Source organism: Ferruginibacter albus (assembly GCF_020042285.1).
Classification (GTDB): Bacteria; Bacteroidota; Bacteroidia; order Chitinophagales; family Chitinophagaceae; genus Ferruginibacter; species Ferruginibacter albus.
The window spans coordinates 708,441-728,821 of sequence record NZ_CP083388.1 but is presented as its reverse complement, the minus strand read 5'-3'; the positions used below and the strand labels follow the sequence as shown (position 1 = coordinate 728,821).

18 protein-coding genes are annotated in these 20,381 nt (G+C 35.5%); 13 read left to right on the top strand and 5 right to left on the bottom strand.

Annotated features, from left to right (window positions below; genetic code table 11):
• Positions 1-297: 297 nt before the first annotated feature.
• The 3 genes from K9M53_RS03260 to K9M53_RS03250 all read left to right on the top strand — a co-directional run bounded on the left by K9M53_RS03260 (position 298) and on the right by K9M53_RS03250 (position 4,323).
• Positions 298-606 (top strand): hypothetical protein, encoded by a 309-nt coding sequence (locus tag K9M53_RS03260; protein ID WP_224017955.1) that lies wholly within the window; start codon positions 298-300, stop codon positions 604-606.
• A gap of 151 nt (positions 607-757) precedes the next feature.
• Positions 758-3,112 (top strand): TonB-dependent receptor, encoded by a 2,355-nt coding sequence (locus K9M53_RS03255; protein ID WP_224017953.1) that lies wholly within the window; start codon positions 758-760, stop codon positions 3,110-3,112.
• A complete protein-coding gene (locus K9M53_RS03250; RefSeq protein ID WP_224017951.1) occupies positions 3,109-4,323 on the top strand; it encodes an exo-alpha-sialidase in 1,215 nt (404 codons plus the stop codon). The genes K9M53_RS03255 and K9M53_RS03250 overlap by 4 nt, the downstream gene beginning before the upstream one ends.
• A gap of 32 nt (positions 4,324-4,355) precedes the next feature.
• Here K9M53_RS03250 and K9M53_RS03245 read toward each other — a convergent pair whose 3' ends face one another.
• The 3 genes from K9M53_RS03245 to K9M53_RS03235 all read right to left on the bottom strand — a co-directional run bounded on the left by K9M53_RS03245 (position 4,356) and on the right by K9M53_RS03235 (position 8,722).
• A complete protein-coding gene (locus K9M53_RS03245; protein WP_224017949.1) occupies positions 4,356-5,582 on the bottom strand; it encodes a pyridoxal phosphate-dependent aminotransferase in 1,227 nt (408 codons plus the stop codon).
• A gap of 51 nt (positions 5,583-5,633) precedes the next feature.
• Positions 5,634-7,274 carry an adenine deaminase gene (gene ade, locus K9M53_RS03240; RefSeq protein ID WP_224017947.1) on the bottom strand — a complete coding sequence of 547 codons (1,641 nt, stop codon included), beginning with the start codon at positions 7,272-7,274 and terminating at the stop codon, positions 5,634-5,636.
• 188 nt (positions 7,275-7,462) lie between these two features.
• Positions 7,463-8,722, bottom strand: coding sequence for a T9SS type A sorting domain-containing protein (locus K9M53_RS03235; RefSeq protein ID WP_224017945.1), 1,260 nt, complete (start codon positions 8,720-8,722; stop codon positions 7,463-7,465).
• A 695-nt stretch (positions 8,723-9,417) separates the two neighbouring features.
• On the opposite strand from K9M53_RS03235, the gene K9M53_RS03230 reads away from it, so the two are divergent.
• The 10 genes from K9M53_RS03230 to K9M53_RS03185 all read left to right on the top strand — a co-directional run bounded on the left by K9M53_RS03230 (position 9,418) and on the right by K9M53_RS03185 (position 18,743).
• Entirely contained in the window at positions 9,418-10,170 is a 753-nt protein-coding gene (locus tag K9M53_RS03230; RefSeq protein WP_224017944.1) for a LolA-like protein, read from the top strand.
• Positions 10,171-10,382: 212 nt separating this feature from the next.
• Positions 10,383-11,396 (top strand): type I glyceraldehyde-3-phosphate dehydrogenase, encoded by a 1,014-nt coding sequence (gene gap / locus K9M53_RS03225; RefSeq protein ID WP_224017942.1) that lies wholly within the window; start codon positions 10,383-10,385, stop codon positions 11,394-11,396.
• A 147-nt stretch (positions 11,397-11,543) separates the two neighbouring features.
• Positions 11,544-12,737, top strand: a complete 1,194-nt coding sequence (locus tag K9M53_RS03220; RefSeq protein WP_224017940.1) for a phosphoglycerate kinase — start codon at positions 11,544-11,546, stop codon at positions 12,735-12,737.
• A 152-nt stretch (positions 12,738-12,889) separates the two neighbouring features.
• The gene (locus K9M53_RS03215) at positions 12,890-14,557 is read left to right on the top strand and encodes a right-handed parallel beta-helix repeat-containing protein (RefSeq protein WP_224017938.1); all 1,668 of its coding nucleotides are present in this window, start codon (positions 12,890-12,892) and stop codon (positions 14,555-14,557) included.
• A 172-nt stretch (positions 14,558-14,729) separates the two neighbouring features.
• Positions 14,730-15,317, top strand: coding sequence for a LemA family protein (locus K9M53_RS03210; protein WP_224017936.1), 588 nt, complete (start codon positions 14,730-14,732; stop codon positions 15,315-15,317).
• An 8-nt stretch (positions 15,318-15,325) separates the two neighbouring features.
• On the top strand, positions 15,326-15,778 hold the full coding sequence (locus tag K9M53_RS03205) for a TPM domain-containing protein (RefSeq protein WP_224017934.1): 453 nt from the start codon (positions 15,326-15,328) through the stop codon (positions 15,776-15,778).
• 15 nt (positions 15,779-15,793) lie between these two features.
• Positions 15,794-16,561, top strand: a complete 768-nt coding sequence (locus tag K9M53_RS03200) for a TPM domain-containing protein (protein ID WP_224017932.1) — start codon at positions 15,794-15,796, stop codon at positions 16,559-16,561.
• 114 nt (positions 16,562-16,675) lie between these two features.
• Positions 16,676-17,185: a hypothetical protein gene (locus K9M53_RS03195; protein WP_224017930.1), complete on the top strand. Its 510-nt coding sequence runs from the start codon at positions 16,676-16,678 to the stop codon at positions 17,183-17,185.
• Positions 17,186-17,398: 213 nt separating this feature from the next.
• Complete coding sequence (locus K9M53_RS03190) at positions 17,399-17,731, top strand: HNH endonuclease (protein ID WP_224017928.1); 333 nt, start codon at positions 17,399-17,401, stop codon at positions 17,729-17,731.
• A 1-nt stretch (position 17,732) separates the two neighbouring features.
• Complete coding sequence (locus tag K9M53_RS03185; RefSeq protein WP_224017926.1) at positions 17,733-18,743, top strand: hypothetical protein; 1,011 nt, start codon at positions 17,733-17,735, stop codon at positions 18,741-18,743.
• A 55-nt stretch (positions 18,744-18,798) separates the two neighbouring features.
• Here K9M53_RS03185 and K9M53_RS03180 read toward each other — a convergent pair whose 3' ends face one another.
• Entirely contained in the window at positions 18,799-19,611 is an 813-nt protein-coding gene (locus K9M53_RS03180; RefSeq protein WP_224017924.1) for a hypothetical protein, read from the bottom strand.
• Positions 19,608-20,228 carry a hypothetical protein gene (locus tag K9M53_RS03175; protein ID WP_224017922.1) on the bottom strand — a complete coding sequence of 207 codons (621 nt, stop codon included), beginning with the start codon at positions 20,226-20,228 and terminating at the stop codon, positions 19,608-19,610. Before K9M53_RS03175 ends, K9M53_RS03180 begins: the two co-directional genes overlap by 4 nt.
• Between the last annotated feature and the right edge of the window lie 153 nt (positions 20,229-20,381).

Sequence of the window (20,381 nt, the reverse complement as noted above, 5' to 3'; positions counted from 1 at the left end):
TATACTTAAATAGAGTAACCGATGGCTAAAAAGGTTACAGGAAGAACAGATTTTTTACTTCTATTTTAAATCCTGAACTTATAAAGAACAAGAAAACCCCTGTTCTTTAAAAGCTTTTTACCTCGTGGCAACCAATTTTTAAAGTATTCCGTTAAATAACCAGACATAAAAGTGATTTTCAGGCATAACACCATTAATTTCGCGGAAATTTTGAAAACAGATAGCTTATATCGTCAATTCATTGCATGCATATTTTTTGCAGCGCTTTTTATGCAAAGCTTTAGCGGCATAATGGTTATGGCTGATTACCTAACGAATACGAACAGCTATGCCAAGACTTGTATAAACAAAGCAAATCCTAAAATGCATTGTAACGGCAAATGCCAGATGATGCGAAAACTGCAACAGGAAGAACGTAACAAAAACGCCGACAATCAATCTGAAAACAAGAACAATGATATTGTTCTTTCTTCCAGATCTTTCTTTCCTGTATTACCTGCAGTAAAGTTTATCAACAACGATAAAATAAAATATCCTTTTCTTTCTGTAAATAAAGAAAGAAAAATGCCCCGCTCCTTTTTTCATCCTCCGGGAATGTTGAGTTAATTCAACATTATTACTGCATAGTAACTATAACTATGCTACTTCAACAACAGCAATAACAATAAAGGATGCCCGTTAAAGGCATACTGCTTTGTGCTTGAGTATTCATAAATATCTCAATCATAATTACTGCATCCTTTATAAACACCGGTTAATGAAAAAATTATTATTACTACTTGTAGTTACCATTGCTACAGCTACAGGTTATTCTCAAAATAGCATTAAAGGAAAGATTACCGATAAAGAGACAGGTGCTCCTTTGCAAGGCGCCACTGTTATTGTTACAGGAACAAAAACATCCACACAAACTATTGCCAATGGCGAGTTTGACATTAATAGTGAAAATGATATTCGATCAATCACTATATCCAACATTGGATACGAGCCACAGGAATTAACCATCACTAAAAAAACAGATTTCATTAATATCGAACTGGCATCAACCGTTACTAACCTTTCTTCCGTTACTGTTACAGGTTACGAAACCAATCGCAAGCTGTCTGAAACAGCAGGTTCTATCGGCTTATTAAAAGCAGCCGATATTCAACGAGGAAATAATATTGATATTCTTTCTGCTGTAAATACCGTACCCGGTGTAAAGATGGAAACCGCTGCACAAGGTGATTTCAGGATCTCTATTAGAGGTAGTGTTATCAGTGACCCATGGGGAATACGAAATGTAAAATTATACTGGAATGACATTCCGCTTTCCTCACCTGATGGTACAGCATCGCATGGTGTTGATGTTGACCCGGTGATGTTAGGCAGCATTGAAATTTTAAAAGGACCGTCTGCAAGCTTGTATGGCTCGGGCAACGGCGGAGTAATACTTTTTAAAAGTGATAAAGCTGCTTATGGACAAAACGAACTGGAAACAGGCTACACCGGCGGCTCTTATGGATTAAGTCGCTTTACAACTACTTATAAAACAGCAGGAAGTAATTTTAATGTAGCTGCTAATGTGGTAAGTCAACGTTACGATGGTTACAGAGAAAATGAGTGGGCAAAAAAAGATGCAGTAAACATTTTTGCGCAGGTTTTTCCTGATGAAAAGAGAACAGTAAACTTTTTAGTGAATCATGCAACAGGTGGCTTTGGTATTGCGGGAGCGCTTGACAGCGCTGAGCTTGCACAGGATCCCAAGAAAGCAGTACAGTTTTGTAAAGACAACAAAACATCGGTAAAAAAATATGATTATACGATACTTGGCGTTTCGCAGGTGTATCGTTTTTCAGATAAGTTTCAAAATACAACAGGCGCTTATGGTTCTTTCCAAACATTGGATCATCCTTATGGAGAAAGCGTTTCTTACAATGGTTATTTAAAAGAAAGCACCGGAGGATATGGCGCCCGAACAAAATTTGTTTTTTCACCAGCCTTTGGCAATGTGAAAGCACGTTTTACATTGGGTGATGAATACCAATACCAGCACCAGTTTGATAATACATTTCAAATCACCAACGATTCTGCAGGTACTTGGCCGGAAACGGGCAAGCTCACACAAAATATGATCATGATGTCTACTTCTAATATCATTTTTGCGCAGGCCGATTTCGATCTTCCTCATAAGATATTTCTTACGTTGGGAGCCAGCTATAATAAACTCTCTTACGATATAACAGACCTGTTGCAGGACTCAGGTCATACAAACTACACAGGTACTATAGACTTTGCTGCAAAGCTTTCTCCACGCATTGGATTGGTAAAACAAATTAACGAGAACCTAGCTGCACATGCAAGTATCAGTTATGGTTATTCTCCTCCACCATCCTGGGAGATAAATAATTTTGACGGCACACTCAATACTACTATCAAACCGGAAGATGGAGTAAACTATGAAGTTGGTGTAAGAGGGAGTTTATTAAAAGATAAGTTAAGCTATGATATATCAGCATACCAACTATTATTAACCAATGCCATTGTACCTGTGGCAACGCAGTATGGCACTACATCTTACAGGAACGCCGGTTCAACGGATCAGAAAGGAATTGAAGCATTGTTATCATACATCTTTACTAATGATAAAAGAAAAAACATTTCATTATTAAAGCCATGGATAAGCATTACAGCTAATAACTACAAATTTAAAACCTACCAGGTTGAAACATTTGACTGGAACACTTATAGTGTTGTAAAGGCTGATAATTCGGGAAAAGATGTTACCGGTGTAATTCCCTTTACATTTGTTGCAGGTGTTGACCTGGAGATGAAACAAGGTGTTTATTTTAATATCGTTTATTATTCTTATGCCAAAGCGCCAATGAACGATGCGAATACAGCTTACTCCAATGCGTATTCATTATTGAATGCAAAGTTGGGATATAAAAAAAGCATAGGCAGATTTGGAATAGATGTTTTTGCAGGAGTAAATAATGCATTGGATACAAAATACAGTTCGTTAATAAGTTTGAATGCAGATGCAAATGGTACGCCTGCTGCATGGTACAATCCTTCTCCCGGCATTAACTATTACGGAGGTATAAAACTTAAATACAATTTTATAAAATGAGAAAATATATTTTGCTGCTTGTAGCAAGTGTTTGGTTGTTGCAATCTTGCAATGAACATGTTGCAACGACAACAGAAACTACAAATACAATACAGCTTTCTTCTGCAACTAATAATGCAACCTGTGTTTATTTAACAACTGATGAAAAAAATAATCCTGTTATCAGCTGGTGTGAAACGGATTCAACCGGAAAGAAGTATTTTTTCTTTTGTTTCTTTGATACTTCTTCATCAAAGTTTTTATCCCCTATAAATATTCCGATAGACCAGCGGGCAGCCTTACACGAAGAAGGCATGCCCAAGATTGCTGTTAAAGGAGATGGAAGCATCGTAGCAGTGTATGAAGTGGAAGCATCTACAAAAGAAAATGAATGGGCAGGCTTTATAGCATTCATTCAAACTTCTGACAAAGGTAAAACCTGGACTGCGCCGCGTTGCATTCATGCGGATACTGCTGCCAATGGCAGCCATTCTTTTGCAAGCATTACACGTTTAAGCAATGGCGAAATTGGCGCTTGCTGGTTAGATGCTTCGACTAATAAATCAGGCAGACCTGTAAAGTTTGCCTCCGCTAATGGCAACAATGGTTTTACCAATGAAGTGTTGGTTGATTCCATTGCCTGTGAATGTTGCAGAACGGCTATCAGTTGTAATGCAAATAAGATAAGCATTGTTTATCGAGATATTATTAATGATTCGATAAGAGACATGTCAGTAAGCACTTCATCAGACAATGGAAAAACATTCAGCAATCCTGTATCTTTCAGTAAAGATGATTGGAATATTATGGCTTGTCCGCACAATGGCCCGGGTGTTGTAACTACTGCAAACGCAACGTATGCAACATGGTTTACAGGCGCTTCACAAAAAGGAGTGTATTATGGCGAATTGAATAACACCAATCAAACTGTTGTAAAAAAACAACTAAGCAGTAATGGAAGAAATATCCAATTATGCTTGACTGCTGACAACTCAAGACTTATTGCATATAATGAAATGATACAGGAAGGAGATTCTGTTTATTATAAAATTGTATTGGATAGAATTGATGGCGATAAGATCTTCACAAAAGATGCTACAGCTTCCAATATACATGCATCCTACCCTGTTATAAAAAGCTTTGCCAATAATAAAACAGTAGTAGCCTGGAAAAATAACCAGAAGATCTATTATACTATTATCAATGCTGATGAAATTAAAAAGCCTCTATAAACTATAGAGGCTTTTAGTATGTTGTTTAATTTTTAAATACTTAATGAAGCAGTTTGTTTTACTGTCTTTTCTTTATGTGGATATTGTTCTAATGCTTTTTCCAAGCAATCCATTGCCGCATTGATCGCATCGCAGTTTAAAACATAGGCCAGTCGAACTTCTTGCTTACCTAATCCCTGTGTTTCATAAAAGCCTGTTGCAGGCGCTAACATTACAGTCTGCTTGTTATAACTGAAATCTTTCAACAACCATTTGCAAAAATTATCACAATCATCGATCGGTAATTTTGCCATTACATAAAAAGCGCCGCCGGGATTTGTACAGATCACACCCTCCATGGCAGACAATCTTTTCACGATCAGATCTCTCCTCTTTTTATATTCTGTCTTGGTAGTATCAAAATAAGTTGATGGCAGATCAACAGCAGCTTCTCCAGCCAATTGTGCAAATTCAGGAGGACTCAATCTTGCTTGCGCAAACTTCATGATCGTATCCAATACTGCTTTATTCTTTGTAATGAAAGCCCCGATACGTCCACCACAAGCGCTGTAACGTTTACTAATACTATCAATCAAGATCACATTATCATCTACACCTTTTAAATACATTGCACTAAAATGTTTTCCTTCGTAACAAAATTCACGATAAGCCTCATCAGAGAACAAATAGATGTTATGGCGAAGAATTAAATCTCTCAATTGTAACATTTCCTGTTCAGTGTACACGTAACCGGTAGGATTATTAGGATTACATATCAAAATTGCTTTTGTACGTGGAGTTATTTTCTTTTCAATTTCTTCAATTGTTGGCAATGCAAAACCGCTTTCAATATTAGAAGTAACAGGAATTACATTTACGCCCGTTGACACAGCAAAAGCGTGATAGTTGGCATAAAAAGGTTCCGGAATTATGATCTCATCTTCCGGATCGAAGCAAGCCAAGAAACCAAACAATATAGCTTCGCTGGCTCCTGTTGTAACTATAATTTGTTCTGATGTTAATTCAATACCAACACGAGCATAATAGGTTACTAATTTTTTGCGATAGCTTTCGTTACCCGCACTATGACTATATTCTAACACTTTAAAATTAAAATTACGAACCGCATCCAAAACAGGCTTTGGCGTTTCTATATCCGGCTGACCGATATTAAGATGGTAAACAGTAATTCCTTTCGTTTTAGCGGCTTCAGCAAACGGTACTAATTTACGAATGGGAGACGGTGGCATCATCTTGCCCCTATGACTAATTGATAACATACCGCAAAGGTAAACTGTAAATGGTAAAAGGCAAAAAGGTAATGGCAGTTACTATTTTACAAACTGAAAACTGTCTCCATCAAACAAACCTAAATCGCTCAGTTTCAAATGCGGAATTACTAATAAAGCCATAAACGATAGCGTCATAAATGGTGAAGCTAATGTTGAATTTAATTCTTCCTTTACCACTTTATCAATAGCTGTATATTCTTTCGCAATTTCATACCCGTCCTTATTGCTCATTAAGCCTGCAACTGGCAGGGCAAGGATCTTGTCATTCGCTTTACTTATTGCGCTTACTCCACCTTTTTCTTTTATAATAAGATTGACAGCTTTGCACAAACTTTCATCATCCACTCCTACCGCAATAATATTGTGACTATCGTGTGCAACAGATGATGCAATGGCGCCTTGTTTTAACCCGAAATTCTTTACAAAAGATTTTGCGATCACTGCATTTTTGTAACGGTTAACCACTACCATTTTCAATACATCTTTTTCAACATCACTTACAATTTCATCATTTATGATTTTGGGAGATAGATTCAATTTATTGGTGATCAGTTGCCCATCCAATGCTTCAATAACAGGCAGAGTTTGCGTTGATAAATCAGCAATAGAAAATTTAAAATCCTCAATTGCTTTTCCTTTGCAATCAAAGTAATTAATAATTTCCGAGGTAGATGTTTTAATTAGTGAGTCGCCATTTTCTGCAACCAATTCACCATTAATATATGTTTTTAGAATCTTAAAATTGATCAAATCTTCTGCTACAATAAAGTCAGCATTATCATTTTCTCTTAACAATCCAACACCTGTTTTATAGTGCACTGTTGGATTGATACAAGCAGCCTGTAACACTTTAAACACATCAATCCCTTTAGCCACTGCTCTTGCACACAATTGATTGATATGTCCTTCCATCAAACTATCCGGGTGTTTATCATCACTGCAAAACATTATCTCCTTTGGATAATCATTTAGCAGATCGATCAATGCTTCAAAGTTTTTAGCAGCGCTTCCTTCACGAATCAAGATCTTCATGCCGTATTTTAATTTATCCAACGCTTCTTCTTTAGTAAAACATTCGTGATCGGTACTGATGCCAGCATCAATGTATTGTTTTGCTTGTTCTCCTCTTAATCCCGGCGCATGTCCATCAACAGGTTTATTGTATTTTTTTGCTGATGCGATTTTTTTCATCACTTCTTCGTCCTTGAACAATACTCCGGGGAAGTTCATCATTTCACTTAAATAACGAATATCATCTTGCTTCAGCAATTCATCTACATCTTTTGAATCAAGCGCAGCGCCTGCTGTTTCAAATATTGTAGCAGGCACACAACTCGGCGCACCAAAATTAAATTTGAAAGGCACTGTCTTTCCATTGTCGATCATAAACTGAACGCCTTCCATTCCACATACATTGGCAATTTCATGAGGATCACTAATCGTACTAACCGTTCCATGCACAACAGCCAAGCGTGCAAATTCAGAAGGCACTAACATGGAACTTTCAATATGAACATGCGCATCGGTAAAACCGGGTAAAATATAGTTGGCAGTTGTGAGTTTTGAATTAGAAGTCTTTTTAAGGTGTTTAATCTTTCCGTTTTCAACAATTACTTCTCCATAATAAATTTCTTTATTAAAGATGTCTACGATATTTCCTTGTATGCTTAAATTGCTCATATAATATATAGATTGACTAAATTAAAAATATTGCATTTCGGGTAAATAATGAATTCTGATAACATGCAAAATAAAAAAGCTGCTCACCAATGCGAGACAGCTTTTATAAACGCACCATAAAACTAAGGTGTTGCTGATGATAATTTCTGAATCCAAAAATTATTTCAGCTATAATATGTTTGTTTTAGTTACCTGTTAGCAACCACTAATATCCTGGAGTATTGTTTATCAGGTCCTTTTATTGAAACGGTATATGCACCTGCCGCCAAATTAGATGTCATTACCACTAATTGAGCAGAACCTGAATTTGAGATTTTAAAATTCATTGATTTAACTATTGCCCCGTGTGAAGAGATCATACTGATATTATATTGCCCGGCTATAAGTCCGCCTAATTCTACATTCAAAGCCTGCTCACGCTGTATTGGATTTGGGTAAATTTTTATAGATACATTTTTATCTTTTGATGCGACCTGGCGTATTTGGCTATAAGTAAATGTACCATCATTATTCACCATTTTTAACCGATAGTAAATCTTATCTGCAACCATATTTACTAAAGCATCAGAGTAATTGTATAATGAACGTTTAGCAGCTACTACCGAGGCAATCTTTGTGAATGTAATACCATCAACACTTCTTTCTAATTCATAATGAGAGAGATTGATCTCTGCACCTACTTTCCAATCCAACTGCACTGTTGAAGCGGCAGCATTGGCAGCAAAGCTTATCAATGTAACGGGCAATGGTCCACCTTCGGGAGAAGCAGTTACTTCCAACGAAGAAGAATTATTATCATTACCTATCTCAACATTTCCTTGCGCTACATATACAGATGCAGGTTGTTTTTCGCTGGCAGGTACTCCCAAATTCAGGATGTTAAATGCTACATTAGCATTGTATGTTCTGGAAGAGCCTATACTAACACCCACCATATATACGTAGACATTGGTAAACGCAGTAGGATCGAAGGGAGCAGCCCCTAAACCTCCCTTGGTATTTACTAACGTGATGGCATTGCCTTGCGTTTGAGAGCCTATCTGGTATACAGTCCATGGACCACTGCTGCTATCAGGCACTAATCCAATAATACGTGCATTGCTTGGTGCTGAAAGAGTTGCTACGATAGAATTTTTCATTAACGGATCTCCACCAACATTGTAAACAGACAGTTGAATTACTGTAGTATCTCCAAGAGGTATGGTACCACTATAGCCTTGAGCCGGCTGGGGCCTGGCATTTGAAGAAGTTGCCGGCCCTTTATCAGTACCGATTACAAAAAATCTGCTGGCATCGGGTGAAATACGCACCACACTAACCTGATTAAACCATGAAATAGTTGAGAAAGGCTGCATACAGTTTTGCGCCTTTACAATTGTTATACTTGCTGAAGCTAATAAGGCAACACATGCTAGTAAAACTTTTCGGGAACGTGTATTTATTTTCATATAATTACTTTATAATAAATTTTAAATTCAAAACAATACTTTACCGGTTGAATGCTATGAGCATTCAATATGCGATTGCATTTGTGTGTGGTGATTAATACACTTAGCAGGAAATTGGAAACTGCCCGATGGCAATGTGGTTGTTACAAGGAATAAGGTTACTAATAATGATCCTTATTGGTTAAATGAACAATGGTAATTTCATGATATTGGGTTATTTCGAATACCAGTTTCTAAGTGTAAAACTACAATGAAGAGTTTTCTATTACAAGTTTCAGGAATTGGCAAAATCTGGTGAAAAAGAAAAAAGAAGGGAGATAAATTGATATAATTAAATGATAGAAATACAATTATATATTTATAAATACAATCATTGTATTAGTCAACAACCAATAATACTTGACATACATCATGCTAAATTTACTAAACAGTAAAAATACTGTCTAAAAAAATGAAGTATACAACAACAATAATAGGATATGAGTTTTTTTGCGCTTACGTTTTTTTGTTTTTTAAGATAATTTCTTACGAATATATATATGCAGTTGCTCTAGACAAAACAATTTTATTTAAGTTTAAATCTTAAAGATGAAAGATTAACATAGATTAATAATCTGTTAACGATAATTTTTGTAATTCAAAAGCAACTATTTAATTCGACTTTTAGCGTCAGATAAAAACTCAATTATTATAAAATGAAAAATTTAATTCTTTTAGGATTGTTGGTGATCCTTTTAGTATCAGTGCAGTTCAGCAAAGCGCAAACAGCAGATGATATTATTGCTAAAAATATTGAAGCCCGTGGCGGAAAAGATAAACTCGCTTCTATTAAAACGATCTACATGGAAGGAGTAAAAGAAATGATGGGCAATGAGATCACCGTGAAAGTAACTAAAGAGCAAGGCAAATTAAGTCGTACAGAATTTGAAATGGGTTCTACAACCGGTTTTATTTTAGTTACTGATAAAGGCGCCTGGTCGTTTATTCCCATGCGCTCTTCCGCACCGGAACAAATGCCTGCAGATGCTGCCGCTGCCTTACAAACAGAGTTGGATATTACTGCTCCATATATTGATTATGCAGCTAAAGGTAATACTGTTGAACTGGCAGGTAAAGACACATTAAACGGCAATGAAAACTACAAATTGAAATTAACCACAGCAACCGGCAAAATAATTATGTATTGGATAGATGCGAAAACATACCTTCTTACCCAATCTTCACAAAAAGATAATACGCTGTTTCATGGCAAGAGAAATAACAGCGAGCAGGTTGAAGTAGAAACAATTACCATGTATAAAGATTATAGCGCTGTGGATGGTATACAGATACCCCATACGATCGAGACCAAATCGACAGGTGGCGGTGGAAGATTTAACGGGCCGACCACATTTGACAAGATTCAATTGAATGTACCGATCGATCCAAAACTGTACAAGCCGGAATAACCTACGCTTTAATTAAAGTTCAATAGCAGACAAGTTCGCAACCCTGCTCAATCAAGGATATTAAGCCTGTAACTAAAAAACCGGCAATCCATAAAACTTTAGTTCCTTCAAATTTGTTATCTTCGCAGAGAAGCTTGTTCCAAATGGGAATGAGCTTTTTTTGTTTCATAGTTCATACATTTGCACAGTTAAAAAAATAAACACGATTTAAAATGAGTACAGTAAAAGTTGCTATTAACGGTTTTGGACGCATCGGGCGTCTTGTATATCGTCAGATTCATGGTCTGGAAGGTATTGATGTTGTTGCCATTAACGACCTTACATCCCCTAAGGTATTGGCACATTTATTAAAATATGATAGTGCGCAAGGACGTTTTGGAGAAGAAGTTTCTTCTACCGACAATTCAATCATTGTAAACGGTCACGAAGTAAAAATATATGCGCAAAAAGATCCTGCACAAATTCCATGGGGCAACCACGATGTGGATGTAGTATTGGAATGTACAGGTTTCTTCACCGATAAAGAAAAAGCGGAGTTGCACATTAAAGCAGGCGCTAAAAAAGTAGTGATCTCTGCTCCTGCAACCGGCGATCTGAAAACAGTTGTTTTCAACGTAAATCACAGCATTTTAGATGGTAGCGAAACAGTGATCAGCTGTGCATCCTGCACTACCAACTGTTTAGCTCCTGTAGCTAAAGTATTGGATGACACTTTCGGAATCGTAAATGGTTTAATGACTACCATTCACGCTTACACCAACGATCAAAACACACAAGATGCTCCGCACCCAAAAGGTGATTTGAGAAGAGCTCGTGCTGCTGCACAAAACATTGTACCTAACAGTACAGGCGCTGCAAAAGCAATCGGCTTGGTATTACCAAACTTAAAAGGCAAATTAGATGGTTCTGCACAACGTGTTCCAACCATAACGGGTTCATTAACAGAAGTTACTGCTATCCTTGGCAAAAAGACAACTGTTGAAGAAGTAAATGCTGCCATGAAAGCTGCTGCTAACGAAAGCTTCGGTTATACAACTGACGAGATCGTAAGCACTGACATCATCGGAATTTCTTACGGTTCATTGTTCGATGCTACGCAAACACGTGTACAAACAGTTGGCGATGCGCAATTGGTACGTGTAGTTAGCTGGTATGATAATGAAATGAGCTATGTATCACAATTGGTACGTACTGTTAGCTATTTTGCTAAGTTGATTAAAAAATAATTTTTTGTGACCAGCATTTGTGCAATAATCAACATCGTTGTGTCACTCTCTTGTACAGATAGTTCTTTGTGCAACAAATAACCGAAGGCTTCCAATTTTTTTGGAAGCCTTTTTAATTTTATAATCTTTAAAACTTTCCCCAAGCATATGAGCAAATTTTCAACCCACAATTTCAACAACCAAAAAGCATTGATCAGAGTTGATTTCAACGTTCCCCTTGACGATCAATTCAATATTACAGACGACACAAGAATAAGAGCTGCTATTCCAACTATTAAAAAAATATTGGCAGATGGTGGTAGCGTAATTTTAATGAGTCACTTAGGTCGCCCAAAAGACGGACCAACAGATAAATATTCATTAAAACATTTAATTCCGCATTTAAGCAAAGTGTTGTCTACCGATGTACAATTTGCGAATGATTGTATTGGTGAAGAAGCTATACAAAAATCAGCTGCATTAAAACCCGGACAAGTATTGTTATTAGAAAATCTACGTTTCTACAAACAAGAAGAAAAAGGTGATGAAGCTTTTGCAGAAAAATTAAGCAAGCTCGGTGATGTGTATGTAAACGACGCATTTGGTACAGCACACAGAGCGCATGCTTCAACAGCTATTATTGCAAAATTCTTTACTCCTGAAAACCGCATGTTTGGTTTATTAATGGAAGGTGAAGTAAGCAGCGCAGAAAAAGTATTACATAATGCAGAAAATCCTTTTACTGCAATTATAGGAGGAGCAAAGGTTTCAGACAAAATATTAATTATTGAAAATTTATTGCAACGTGCCAATAATATCATCATTGGTGGTGGTATGGCATATACATTTTTAAAGGCATTAGGCAAAGAGATCGGAAGTAGCTTATGTGAATTGGATAAGCTAGATTTAGCTAACGACATCTTAGCCAAAGCAAAAGAAAAAAATGTCGCTATTCATTTACCTGTTGACAGCATTGTAGCAGATAAATTTGCCGCTGATGCAAACACTAAAGAAGTAAGCAACGACAATATTGAAACCGGCTGGATGGGATTGGATATAGGGGCAAAAGCAGTGGCACAATTCACTGATGTGATCAACAATAGCAAAACCATTTTATGGAACGGACCAATGGGCGTTTTTGAAATGGAAAAATTTCAGGGTGGTACAAAAGCCGTTGCATTAGCTGTTGCAGAAGCTACCTCAAAAGGTGCGTTTAGCTTAGTGGGTGGTGGTGATAGTGTTGCAGCCGTAAACCAATTCAACTTAGCAGATAAAGTAAGTTATGTATCTACCGGCGGTGGCGCTATGCTGGAATATTTTGAAGGGAAAGTGTTACCTGGTATTGCGGCGATAAAAGAATAAAGCTTCTACTCATAATTTCTCAAACCTCGCTAATGGCGAGGTTTTTTATTTTCACTCATACTACAAAAACGTTGCTTCTTTGTACCCTTTGCCTCTTTGCGTGAAAAAAAATAAATTGCTTATTTTAGCAACAAACGATCAATAAAACAGCCTTGAAAAAACATCTTATCCTTGCTTGCATAGTCATTTCTATAAATGCAGCTGCACAACACAATTATTATATTTCTCCTTCAGGAAATAACACCAATAATGGAAGCTTAGCAACTCCATGGAAAACCATTCAATACGGAATTACCGCTGCAAGTACAAACGACACCATCAATATATTAGTAGGTACTTACAATGAAATGCTCGACATTTCTAAATCAAATATCTACATAAGAAATTATCAAGCCGCATCAGTACTAGTTTCAGGTACAGGTATCACATCACAAATTGCCATGCTACAAATAACTGACGGGTCTAACGTAACGATTGAAGGCTTGGAAATAGCCAACAATGTTCAAACAGATGCACAGGGAATTTTAGTAGAGGGTAGCGGACAAAACATTGTAATCAATAAATGTATAGTGCATGATATTCATTTTTCATCCAACCCTAATGCAGCTGTAAATGATAACACCAACGCACAAGGAATTATTGTATATGGAACAAATGGAAGCAATGCAATAAAGAATCTTCGCATCACTAATAATCAATTATATAATTGCAGGTTAGGTTACAGCGAAGGCATTGCTGTAAACGGAAACGTAGACGGGTTCGAGGTTTTAGGCAACGAAGTCCACGACCTGACAAATATCGGCATTGATGCAATCGGTCATGAAAAAACTTCTCCCGTTACTGCAACTGACCAGGCAAGAAACGGAACTATCAAAAACAATAAAATATATAATTGTGTTTCACCTTATGCAACTTCCGGGGGTTTATATGTTGATGGCGGCAAGAATATCGTTATTGAAAATAATATTTCTTATCACAATGGTTATGGAATAGAAATTGGGTGCGAGAATAAGAACACAACCACTGATAGCATCTTTGTTCGTAATAATATTTTTTACGATAACCAGGAAGCTGCAATAGCAATAGGCGGATATAATTATCCTAAAACAGGCAAAGTAACGAATACAAGCATCACTAATAATACCTGTTTTCAAAATGGTTATGCTAGTGACAGTTACGGTGAGTTATATTTTACCTACAGTGAAAATTCAGTTATAGAAAACAATATTTTCTACTTGTCGTCTCAAAATAAATTAGCCTACGCAGAGTTATCACAACCATCGCTCAAGTTCAATTATAATATTCTTTATGGCGATAATTCGCCTGCTGATATGTACACAGGTTGGGATAAAAAAGATTATGACTCTTATGCTGCATTTGTTACCGGCACTTCTACAAATATCAATTCACAAATAGCGAATCCGCAATTTGCAAATGGGAATATTACAACACCTGATTTTCACCTCAGTTCAACTTCTGCTGCTATAAATGCCGGCGATCCAACATTTACAGCTGCTTCATCTGAAAGAGATATGGATAATGAACTTCGTGTATCCGGCATTATTGATTGTGGTGCTGATGAATATTATGCCACAGCAATTACTTATACATTTACCGGCAATGGCTATTGGTCTGATTCAACTCAATGGAGCAACCATTTACAACCACCTACTGATCTGTCAGGTAATTACAAGATCATCATTGATCCGAGTGGTGAATGCATTTTAAATATTGAGCAACATTTAGGAAGCAGTGTACAATTGATTGTTCAGGAGAACAAGAAATTCACTGTTAATGGTAATCTTTTAATTAATAATTGATCTTATAACGAATTATTGCTCGCAGATAAACACTGATTAAAATACAAGCAGATTTGCGGAAATCTGCGAAAGTCATCTACCTGTCTTCAGGAAACATTTTAAATACAACTGTTTCTCTAAAATAAATCGGTAATTTTATCGTCTTAACTAATACTAATTAAAATATACTACAATGAAACGTCCCGGATTATTAATAGGCTTAGGAGTTTTGGTAATTCTCTTCTTTTGGGGTTGTTCTTCTTACAACACTTTAGTTGGAGCAGACCAAACCGTAAAAAATGCATGGAGTAATGTTGAAACAAATTACCAACGCCGTACAGACCTTTACAATAGCGTAATTAAAACCATTGAAGGTTCTGCCAACTTCGAAAAATCAACGTTAAAAGAAGTTATTGAAGCAAGAGCAAAAGCCACTTCTGTTACTGTTGATGTAAGTGATCCCAAATCGTTAGAAGCTTATCAAAATGCACAGGCACAGTTGCAAGGTTCTTTCAGTCGTTTGATGGCAGTTGCAGAAGCTTATCCTGATCTAAAAACAACCGCTTCATTTCAAGGATTTCAAACACAAATTGAAGGAACTGAAAATCGCATAAATGTTGCCAGGCAGGATTATAATGCAACTGTACAAGCTTACAACCTTTCTGTAAAAACATTTCCTAAAGTGATCTTTGCACGCATGTTCGGTTATACCGAAAAAGCATTTTATAAAGCTGATCCAGGTTCTGAAAAAGCTCCGGACATCCAGTTTAACATTAAATAATAACAGCAATGTTTTCTCTCTTTAAAAAGAAATCATTTTTTTCTGAGCAAGAAAAAGAAGAAATAGCTGCTGCTATTAAAAAAGCGGAGAAAGAAACCAGCGGAGAAGTACGTGTGTACATCGAAAGTAAAAATTACTTAGTGAGTTCGCTGGACAGATCCAAAGAGATATTTTTTAAATACAATATGCAACAAACAGCACAGCGTAATGCTGTGCTTATTTATATTGCTGTACTTCATAAAGAAGTAGCGGTATTTGCGGATGAAGGTATTTATCAAAAACTGGAAGCAACTTATTGGCAAAAGGCAGTAACATCAATGGTAAGTTATTTTAAAGAAGGAGACATTAAAACAGGTTTAGTAAAAGCCATTGCTACCATTGGCGAAACGCTGCAGGAAAAATTTCCCTGTAGCCCGGACGATAAAAATGAATTGCCGGACGATATCATTTTCGGTAAGTAAGCCTATCATTATACAATGAAAAAATTATTTTCCATATTCATATTGCTGTTGATAGGCATTGGTGTTTTTGCACAAAGCGGCTTTAATCCAAATGATTTATTGAAGGGACCACCTTCTCAACAGAAACTGGTAAATGATTATTCCAATGTATTGACTGCCGATCAAAAGCAGTCGCTGGAAAATAAATTAGACGCATTTGATGATAGCACCAGTACACAAGTTGCAGTAGTGATTATTCCAAGTCTGGGAGATTATGATGTATCGGATTATGGCGTAAAGCTTTTACGTGCCTGGGGCATTGGCAATAAAGAACACAACAATGGTGTTTTATTGCTGATAAATACCGAACAGGGAAATCATAGAATAAATATTACAACCGGCTATGGCGTTGAGGGCGCTTTGCCTGATATTACCTGTAAACAGATCATTGATGAAATTATTACTCCTAATTTCAAAGGCGGCGATTATTATGAAGGTTTAGAAGAAGGAACCGACGCCATTCTCAAAGCTACAAAAGGTGAATACCAGGCGCCTGAAAATTATAGAAAAGAAAAAGGTTCTCCCTTTGGGTTTATTATCATTATTATCATCATACTTGTTTTAATAGGAATTGGGAGCAATGGCGGTGGCGGTGGTTTTCTACCTTTTATTATCGGCAATATGATCGGAAGTTCCGGTCGTGGTTGGGACAGTGGAGGAAGCAGCGGCTGGAGCGGCGGAGGTGGTTTTGGTGGCTTTGGCGGCGGTAGCTCCGGAGGTGGTGGGGCAAGTGGTAGCTGGTAGAAAGAGGATATATGCATTCAGGACACAAATAAACTCTAAAACCCCCGAGAATTTCGGGGGTATTTTTTTGGCTTGTAAATGGTTGATAATTTTGTGTTTATAAAATGTAATGGTATGAACACACAGTACACAAGCGAAGTAGAATTGATATTAAGTTCACTCAATAGAGATAAAAGAGATTTACTTGATAAAGTGGCTGAGATTGATAAAGTAATAAAGAGAATTAAATACGGTAATCTTAATTTGGGGTTATCTAAGGGCAAAGCAATTGAGAACAATATCACTGATGTTGAAGTAATAGAGCATCCAAAGGCATTCCCGCTCAAAGCAGATTTGAAAGTACAAGCAATCAAGGTTTTCGATTTGTTAGGGGTTGCAAGTAAACTAAGTGATGTTAGGGATAAATACAAAGAGTTGACAGGGCTAACAGTTAATCTCCGAGAAACCCTCAGAAACCTCAACAAACACGATATACTCAAATTACTCCAACCTAAAGGAACTATGAGAGGGCTTTATTGGGTTAAAACAGAATGGCTTGAAGATAACGGCACAAGATTAAAAGAACAACACAAGTTCGATGGATTTGATTTGTTGTATAGTGATGAAATGATTGAATTTAAATAATTCTTCGCCATAAGTAATACATAAATTAAATTTATAAAAATAAACAGACCTAGTAAATTAATTCTATTTTACTAGTTATTATCAAAAGCCAAAATCAATACTAGCAAAGGTTTTACAAAATATCTTCAATTTGATGATACCTTATGCATGTATTAATTTTTCTGTTACCTTTGCTTTTGAAAATATATAAAATATTTGAGTTAATAATTAATCATGGCGCAACAATTTGAGGGAGATATAATTGACCAAGTTTGGGAAAAAGGTCAAGTAGTTGAAGGTTATGATTCTTCCAAATTTCGAAAAGATTTATGTGGTGCATGGATGGTTAAAGATTCATACAATAATCAATCTTCTTCTTTTGGTTGGGTCATAGATCATTCAATGCCAATTAGCAAAGGTGGCACGGATGAATTAGCAAATTTACAACCATTACAATGGCAAAATAATCTTAATAAAGGAGATAGTTATCCAGAGTGGCTATGTGTAATAACTTCTGTTGAAAATAGGAATGAGCCTGTAATATCTCGACAACCAAACAATTCTTAATATGGAAGATGAAAAAATACCATTAAGTAATTTGGTTGGAGAAATTTTAGAATTAGTTAATGATATAACAACTCCTACCTCTGACGAATTTACCAGGAAAAATGAACTTGGATTAGAATGGTATTTTAAAGAAATAGAGACTGATTACACAGGTTTAAAGAAATACTTACATAAGATTACAAAACCTTCGTTAGAACAAATTCCAGATTTTCAATTAAATATTATTAAGAATAATTTAGATCAGTTAAATGCAATAATTGAACAAATAAAAAATTTTTCTTCAAAGCCAAAAAGACCAGTGGGTCTTGCTCCAAATGTAACATTACCTGAAAATTATGTAGACACAATAAAGAATCAAATTGTTCAAGCGTTTAAGCAAGCTATAAGTAGGTTATATAACTCAACTCAAATAATCATTACTTTCGGTAAAACTGCTGCTTTAGAAGAGCTTGAAAAGTTAGAAGATGCTGTTTCCTTTACAAAAGTTAACGCTACTGCAACGCAGGTGAGTAGCCAAGTAGATATTTTTGACGGTCATAAAAAAGATAATAAAACAAAAGCAAGAGTATGGTTAGGATTTGCAATTGCAATCGCAATTTTTCTTGGACTTTTTGTTTGGTATGGAATTGAAAGGAAGGATGAAATTTTGATTCTTTATAAAGACAATAAGCAAAACATGAACATTGTAACTGCCGAATTAGTAAGGCTGATAGTTATTCGTATTCTGGAAATATCACTATTAAGTTATGCATTAGCTTTTTGCATAAAAAATTATAATTCCAGAATACATAATTCAATTGTCAATGATCATAAAGCAAATTGTTTAAAAACATATTTATTCTTTGAAGGAAGTAATATATTTAAGAATAATGAATCGACTAGACAGGAAATATTAAAGAAAGCCTCGGACGCTATTTTCGAAAAAGAAGCTACAGGTTATTCTAATGAGGATGTAGAAGTAAAAAGTCCTAGTATTATTTCTAATATAATACAAAAAGGATTGGAGAAATAGGAAGTATAGTTTTAAGAATTTAGGATATTTTAATCGGATAAAAGGACAGATTTAATTATATATTTAGAAGCTCTTCTTTTTTAGTCCAATTAATAGGTTTTGCATGAGTATTAGAAATAAGGTGTTGTAACCATATACTAATTTGATCAGGAATATATCCTGTGGCTGCATTATCAATTAAAGCAATTTTCTTTTCTATATAAGGTTTTTCTTTTGTCTTTTCAGCTAATTCAAAAATGAGGTTTGTTTTTGAGATGTTTGTTCTAAAATAATCATAATGACTTCCTGTTATGTAATTTAAAAGTACAAGTTTGCCATTATCCTTCTGCACTATTGCACTTACTTTCACCTTCTTTTTACCAGTTCCTAAGTACTCATTAAAATGAATTTTTTTATTTGGAACAGCTTGTAGAATATAATCTGATGCAGACTTTCTAAACCTTTCTCTAGTTTCCTTTTCTTTATCGGCATATTCTACATTAGTTAAACTAATTGTTGTAGAAACAAAATTTGCCATATCAAATATTAACGATGGTATTGTGCTTTCTGTTGGAGTTTTTTTGTAGAAATATGTAATTCCTGCATTACTTTTTACTTCCTTTATTAGAAAACTACTTACATAATGATTAAAAACTTTACTGAAGCAATCCATTTCCCTATCAAAAGTATTATTATATACGCCTTCTTCAATCCACCCTCCATCTGATATTATATATTCCCCATCTTTAATAGTTAAAAACAAAGAGATAAACTTTTGAGACGTAGTTCCAAAAGGTGTAATGATTTCTAATGTATTTCCTCTTTCTTTGAAATTCCATAAACTTCCAAAAGATGACACTACATTTTTAAATATGGATTCGTATATCATATAAATTGAACACCAGAATTAGGGTCATCTTTTACTGTTGGTAATTGAAGGGTATTTGCTAAAATACTAATAGAAGGAAAGTCTTCATCATTCAATCTCAAATTAGATTCCATACAATAATGAGACATACATAAATTTATATCTTGAAGAGCCTCGCATTCATTCGTATCCTTTAATTGTTCTGTTTTATACGCCATTAATACTCCATCCTGATTAAAGTAATTAAAATGAGGCGTTGTGATTAATTGTTCATCAAAAGGTATACTTTCATCATAATTGCGATGAGCACAGCCATCGCTATCATACCTAAAAAATGGCGTTTCTGATAATGACTTACATCTTAGCTTGAAGAGAAAATACTTATGGTTATCAACTTTAACCTCAGCAATAAATTCAATGTTATTATTTAAAGCACTGTGCTTAATAGAAATATTCTCAGCAATTAGAAAGTTTCTGTTACTCTTTTTAGGGGAAGAAACATCAATGGTTCGTTCATTAGTTGATTTTCTTTCTTTAAGTAATTGTGTATACAGTGGATAATTATCTCTAATTTCTGGTATGACAATCTTTCCCATATAGGTCAAAATAAGAGAGAGTATAATTAAATACTTTGCCATGTCGTATATTTTATATAAATTTATACAACCTTATTATTGACAAAATATTTTGCCGACTGCGCCAACAGTCGGTTTTGCATTATAAAGATACCCTTTCTTGTTAAAAATCAAAATTTCCTTAAAAATATAGTTTCAAACTTGCAACTATCAACT

Bases quoted from the DNA above. Each gene is read 5' to 3' on its own strand.
- ade (WP_224017947.1), bottom strand. From the start codon at position 7,274: ATGAGCAATTTAAGCATACAAGGAAATATCGTAGACATCTTTAATAAA.
- K9M53_RS03190 (WP_224017928.1), top strand. From the start codon at position 17,399: ATGGCGCAACAATTTGAGGGAGATATAATTGACCAAGTTTGGGAAAAA.
- K9M53_RS03220 (WP_224017940.1), top strand. From the start codon at position 11,544: ATGAGCAAATTTTCAACCCACAATTTCAACAACCAAAAAGCATTGATC.
- K9M53_RS03245 (WP_224017949.1), bottom strand. From the start codon at position 5,582: ATGTTATCAATTAGTCATAGGGGCAAGATGATGCCACCGTCTCCCATT.
- K9M53_RS03230 (WP_224017944.1), top strand. From the start codon at position 9,418: ATGAAAAATTTAATTCTTTTAGGATTGTTGGTGATCCTTTTAGTATCA.
- K9M53_RS03180 (WP_224017924.1), bottom strand. From the start codon at position 19,611: ATGATATACGAATCCATATTTAAAAATGTAGTGTCATCTTTTGGAAGT.
- gap (WP_224017942.1), top strand. From the start codon at position 10,383: ATGAGTACAGTAAAAGTTGCTATTAACGGTTTTGGACGCATCGGGCGT.
- K9M53_RS03195 (WP_224017930.1), top strand. From the start codon at position 16,676: ATGAACACACAGTACACAAGCGAAGTAGAATTGATATTAAGTTCACTC.
- K9M53_RS03175 (WP_224017922.1), bottom strand. From the start codon at position 20,228: ATGGCAAAGTATTTAATTATACTCTCTCTTATTTTGACCTATATGGGA.
- K9M53_RS03255 (WP_224017953.1), top strand. From the start codon at position 758: ATGAAAAAATTATTATTACTACTTGTAGTTACCATTGCTACAGCTACA.
- K9M53_RS03200 (WP_224017932.1), top strand. From the start codon at position 15,794: ATGAAAAAATTATTTTCCATATTCATATTGCTGTTGATAGGCATTGGT.
- K9M53_RS03205 (WP_224017934.1), top strand. From the start codon at position 15,326: ATGTTTTCTCTCTTTAAAAAGAAATCATTTTTTTCTGAGCAAGAAAAA.
- K9M53_RS03185 (WP_224017926.1), top strand. From the start codon at position 17,733: ATGGAAGATGAAAAAATACCATTAAGTAATTTGGTTGGAGAAATTTTA.
- K9M53_RS03260 (WP_224017955.1), top strand. From the start codon at position 298: ATGGCTGATTACCTAACGAATACGAACAGCTATGCCAAGACTTGTATA.
- K9M53_RS03235 (WP_224017945.1), bottom strand. From the start codon at position 8,722: ATGAAAATAAATACACGTTCCCGAAAAGTTTTACTAGCATGTGTTGCC.
- K9M53_RS03250 (WP_224017951.1), top strand. From the start codon at position 3,109: ATGAGAAAATATATTTTGCTGCTTGTAGCAAGTGTTTGGTTGTTGCAA.
- K9M53_RS03210 (WP_224017936.1), top strand. From the start codon at position 14,730: ATGAAACGTCCCGGATTATTAATAGGCTTAGGAGTTTTGGTAATTCTC.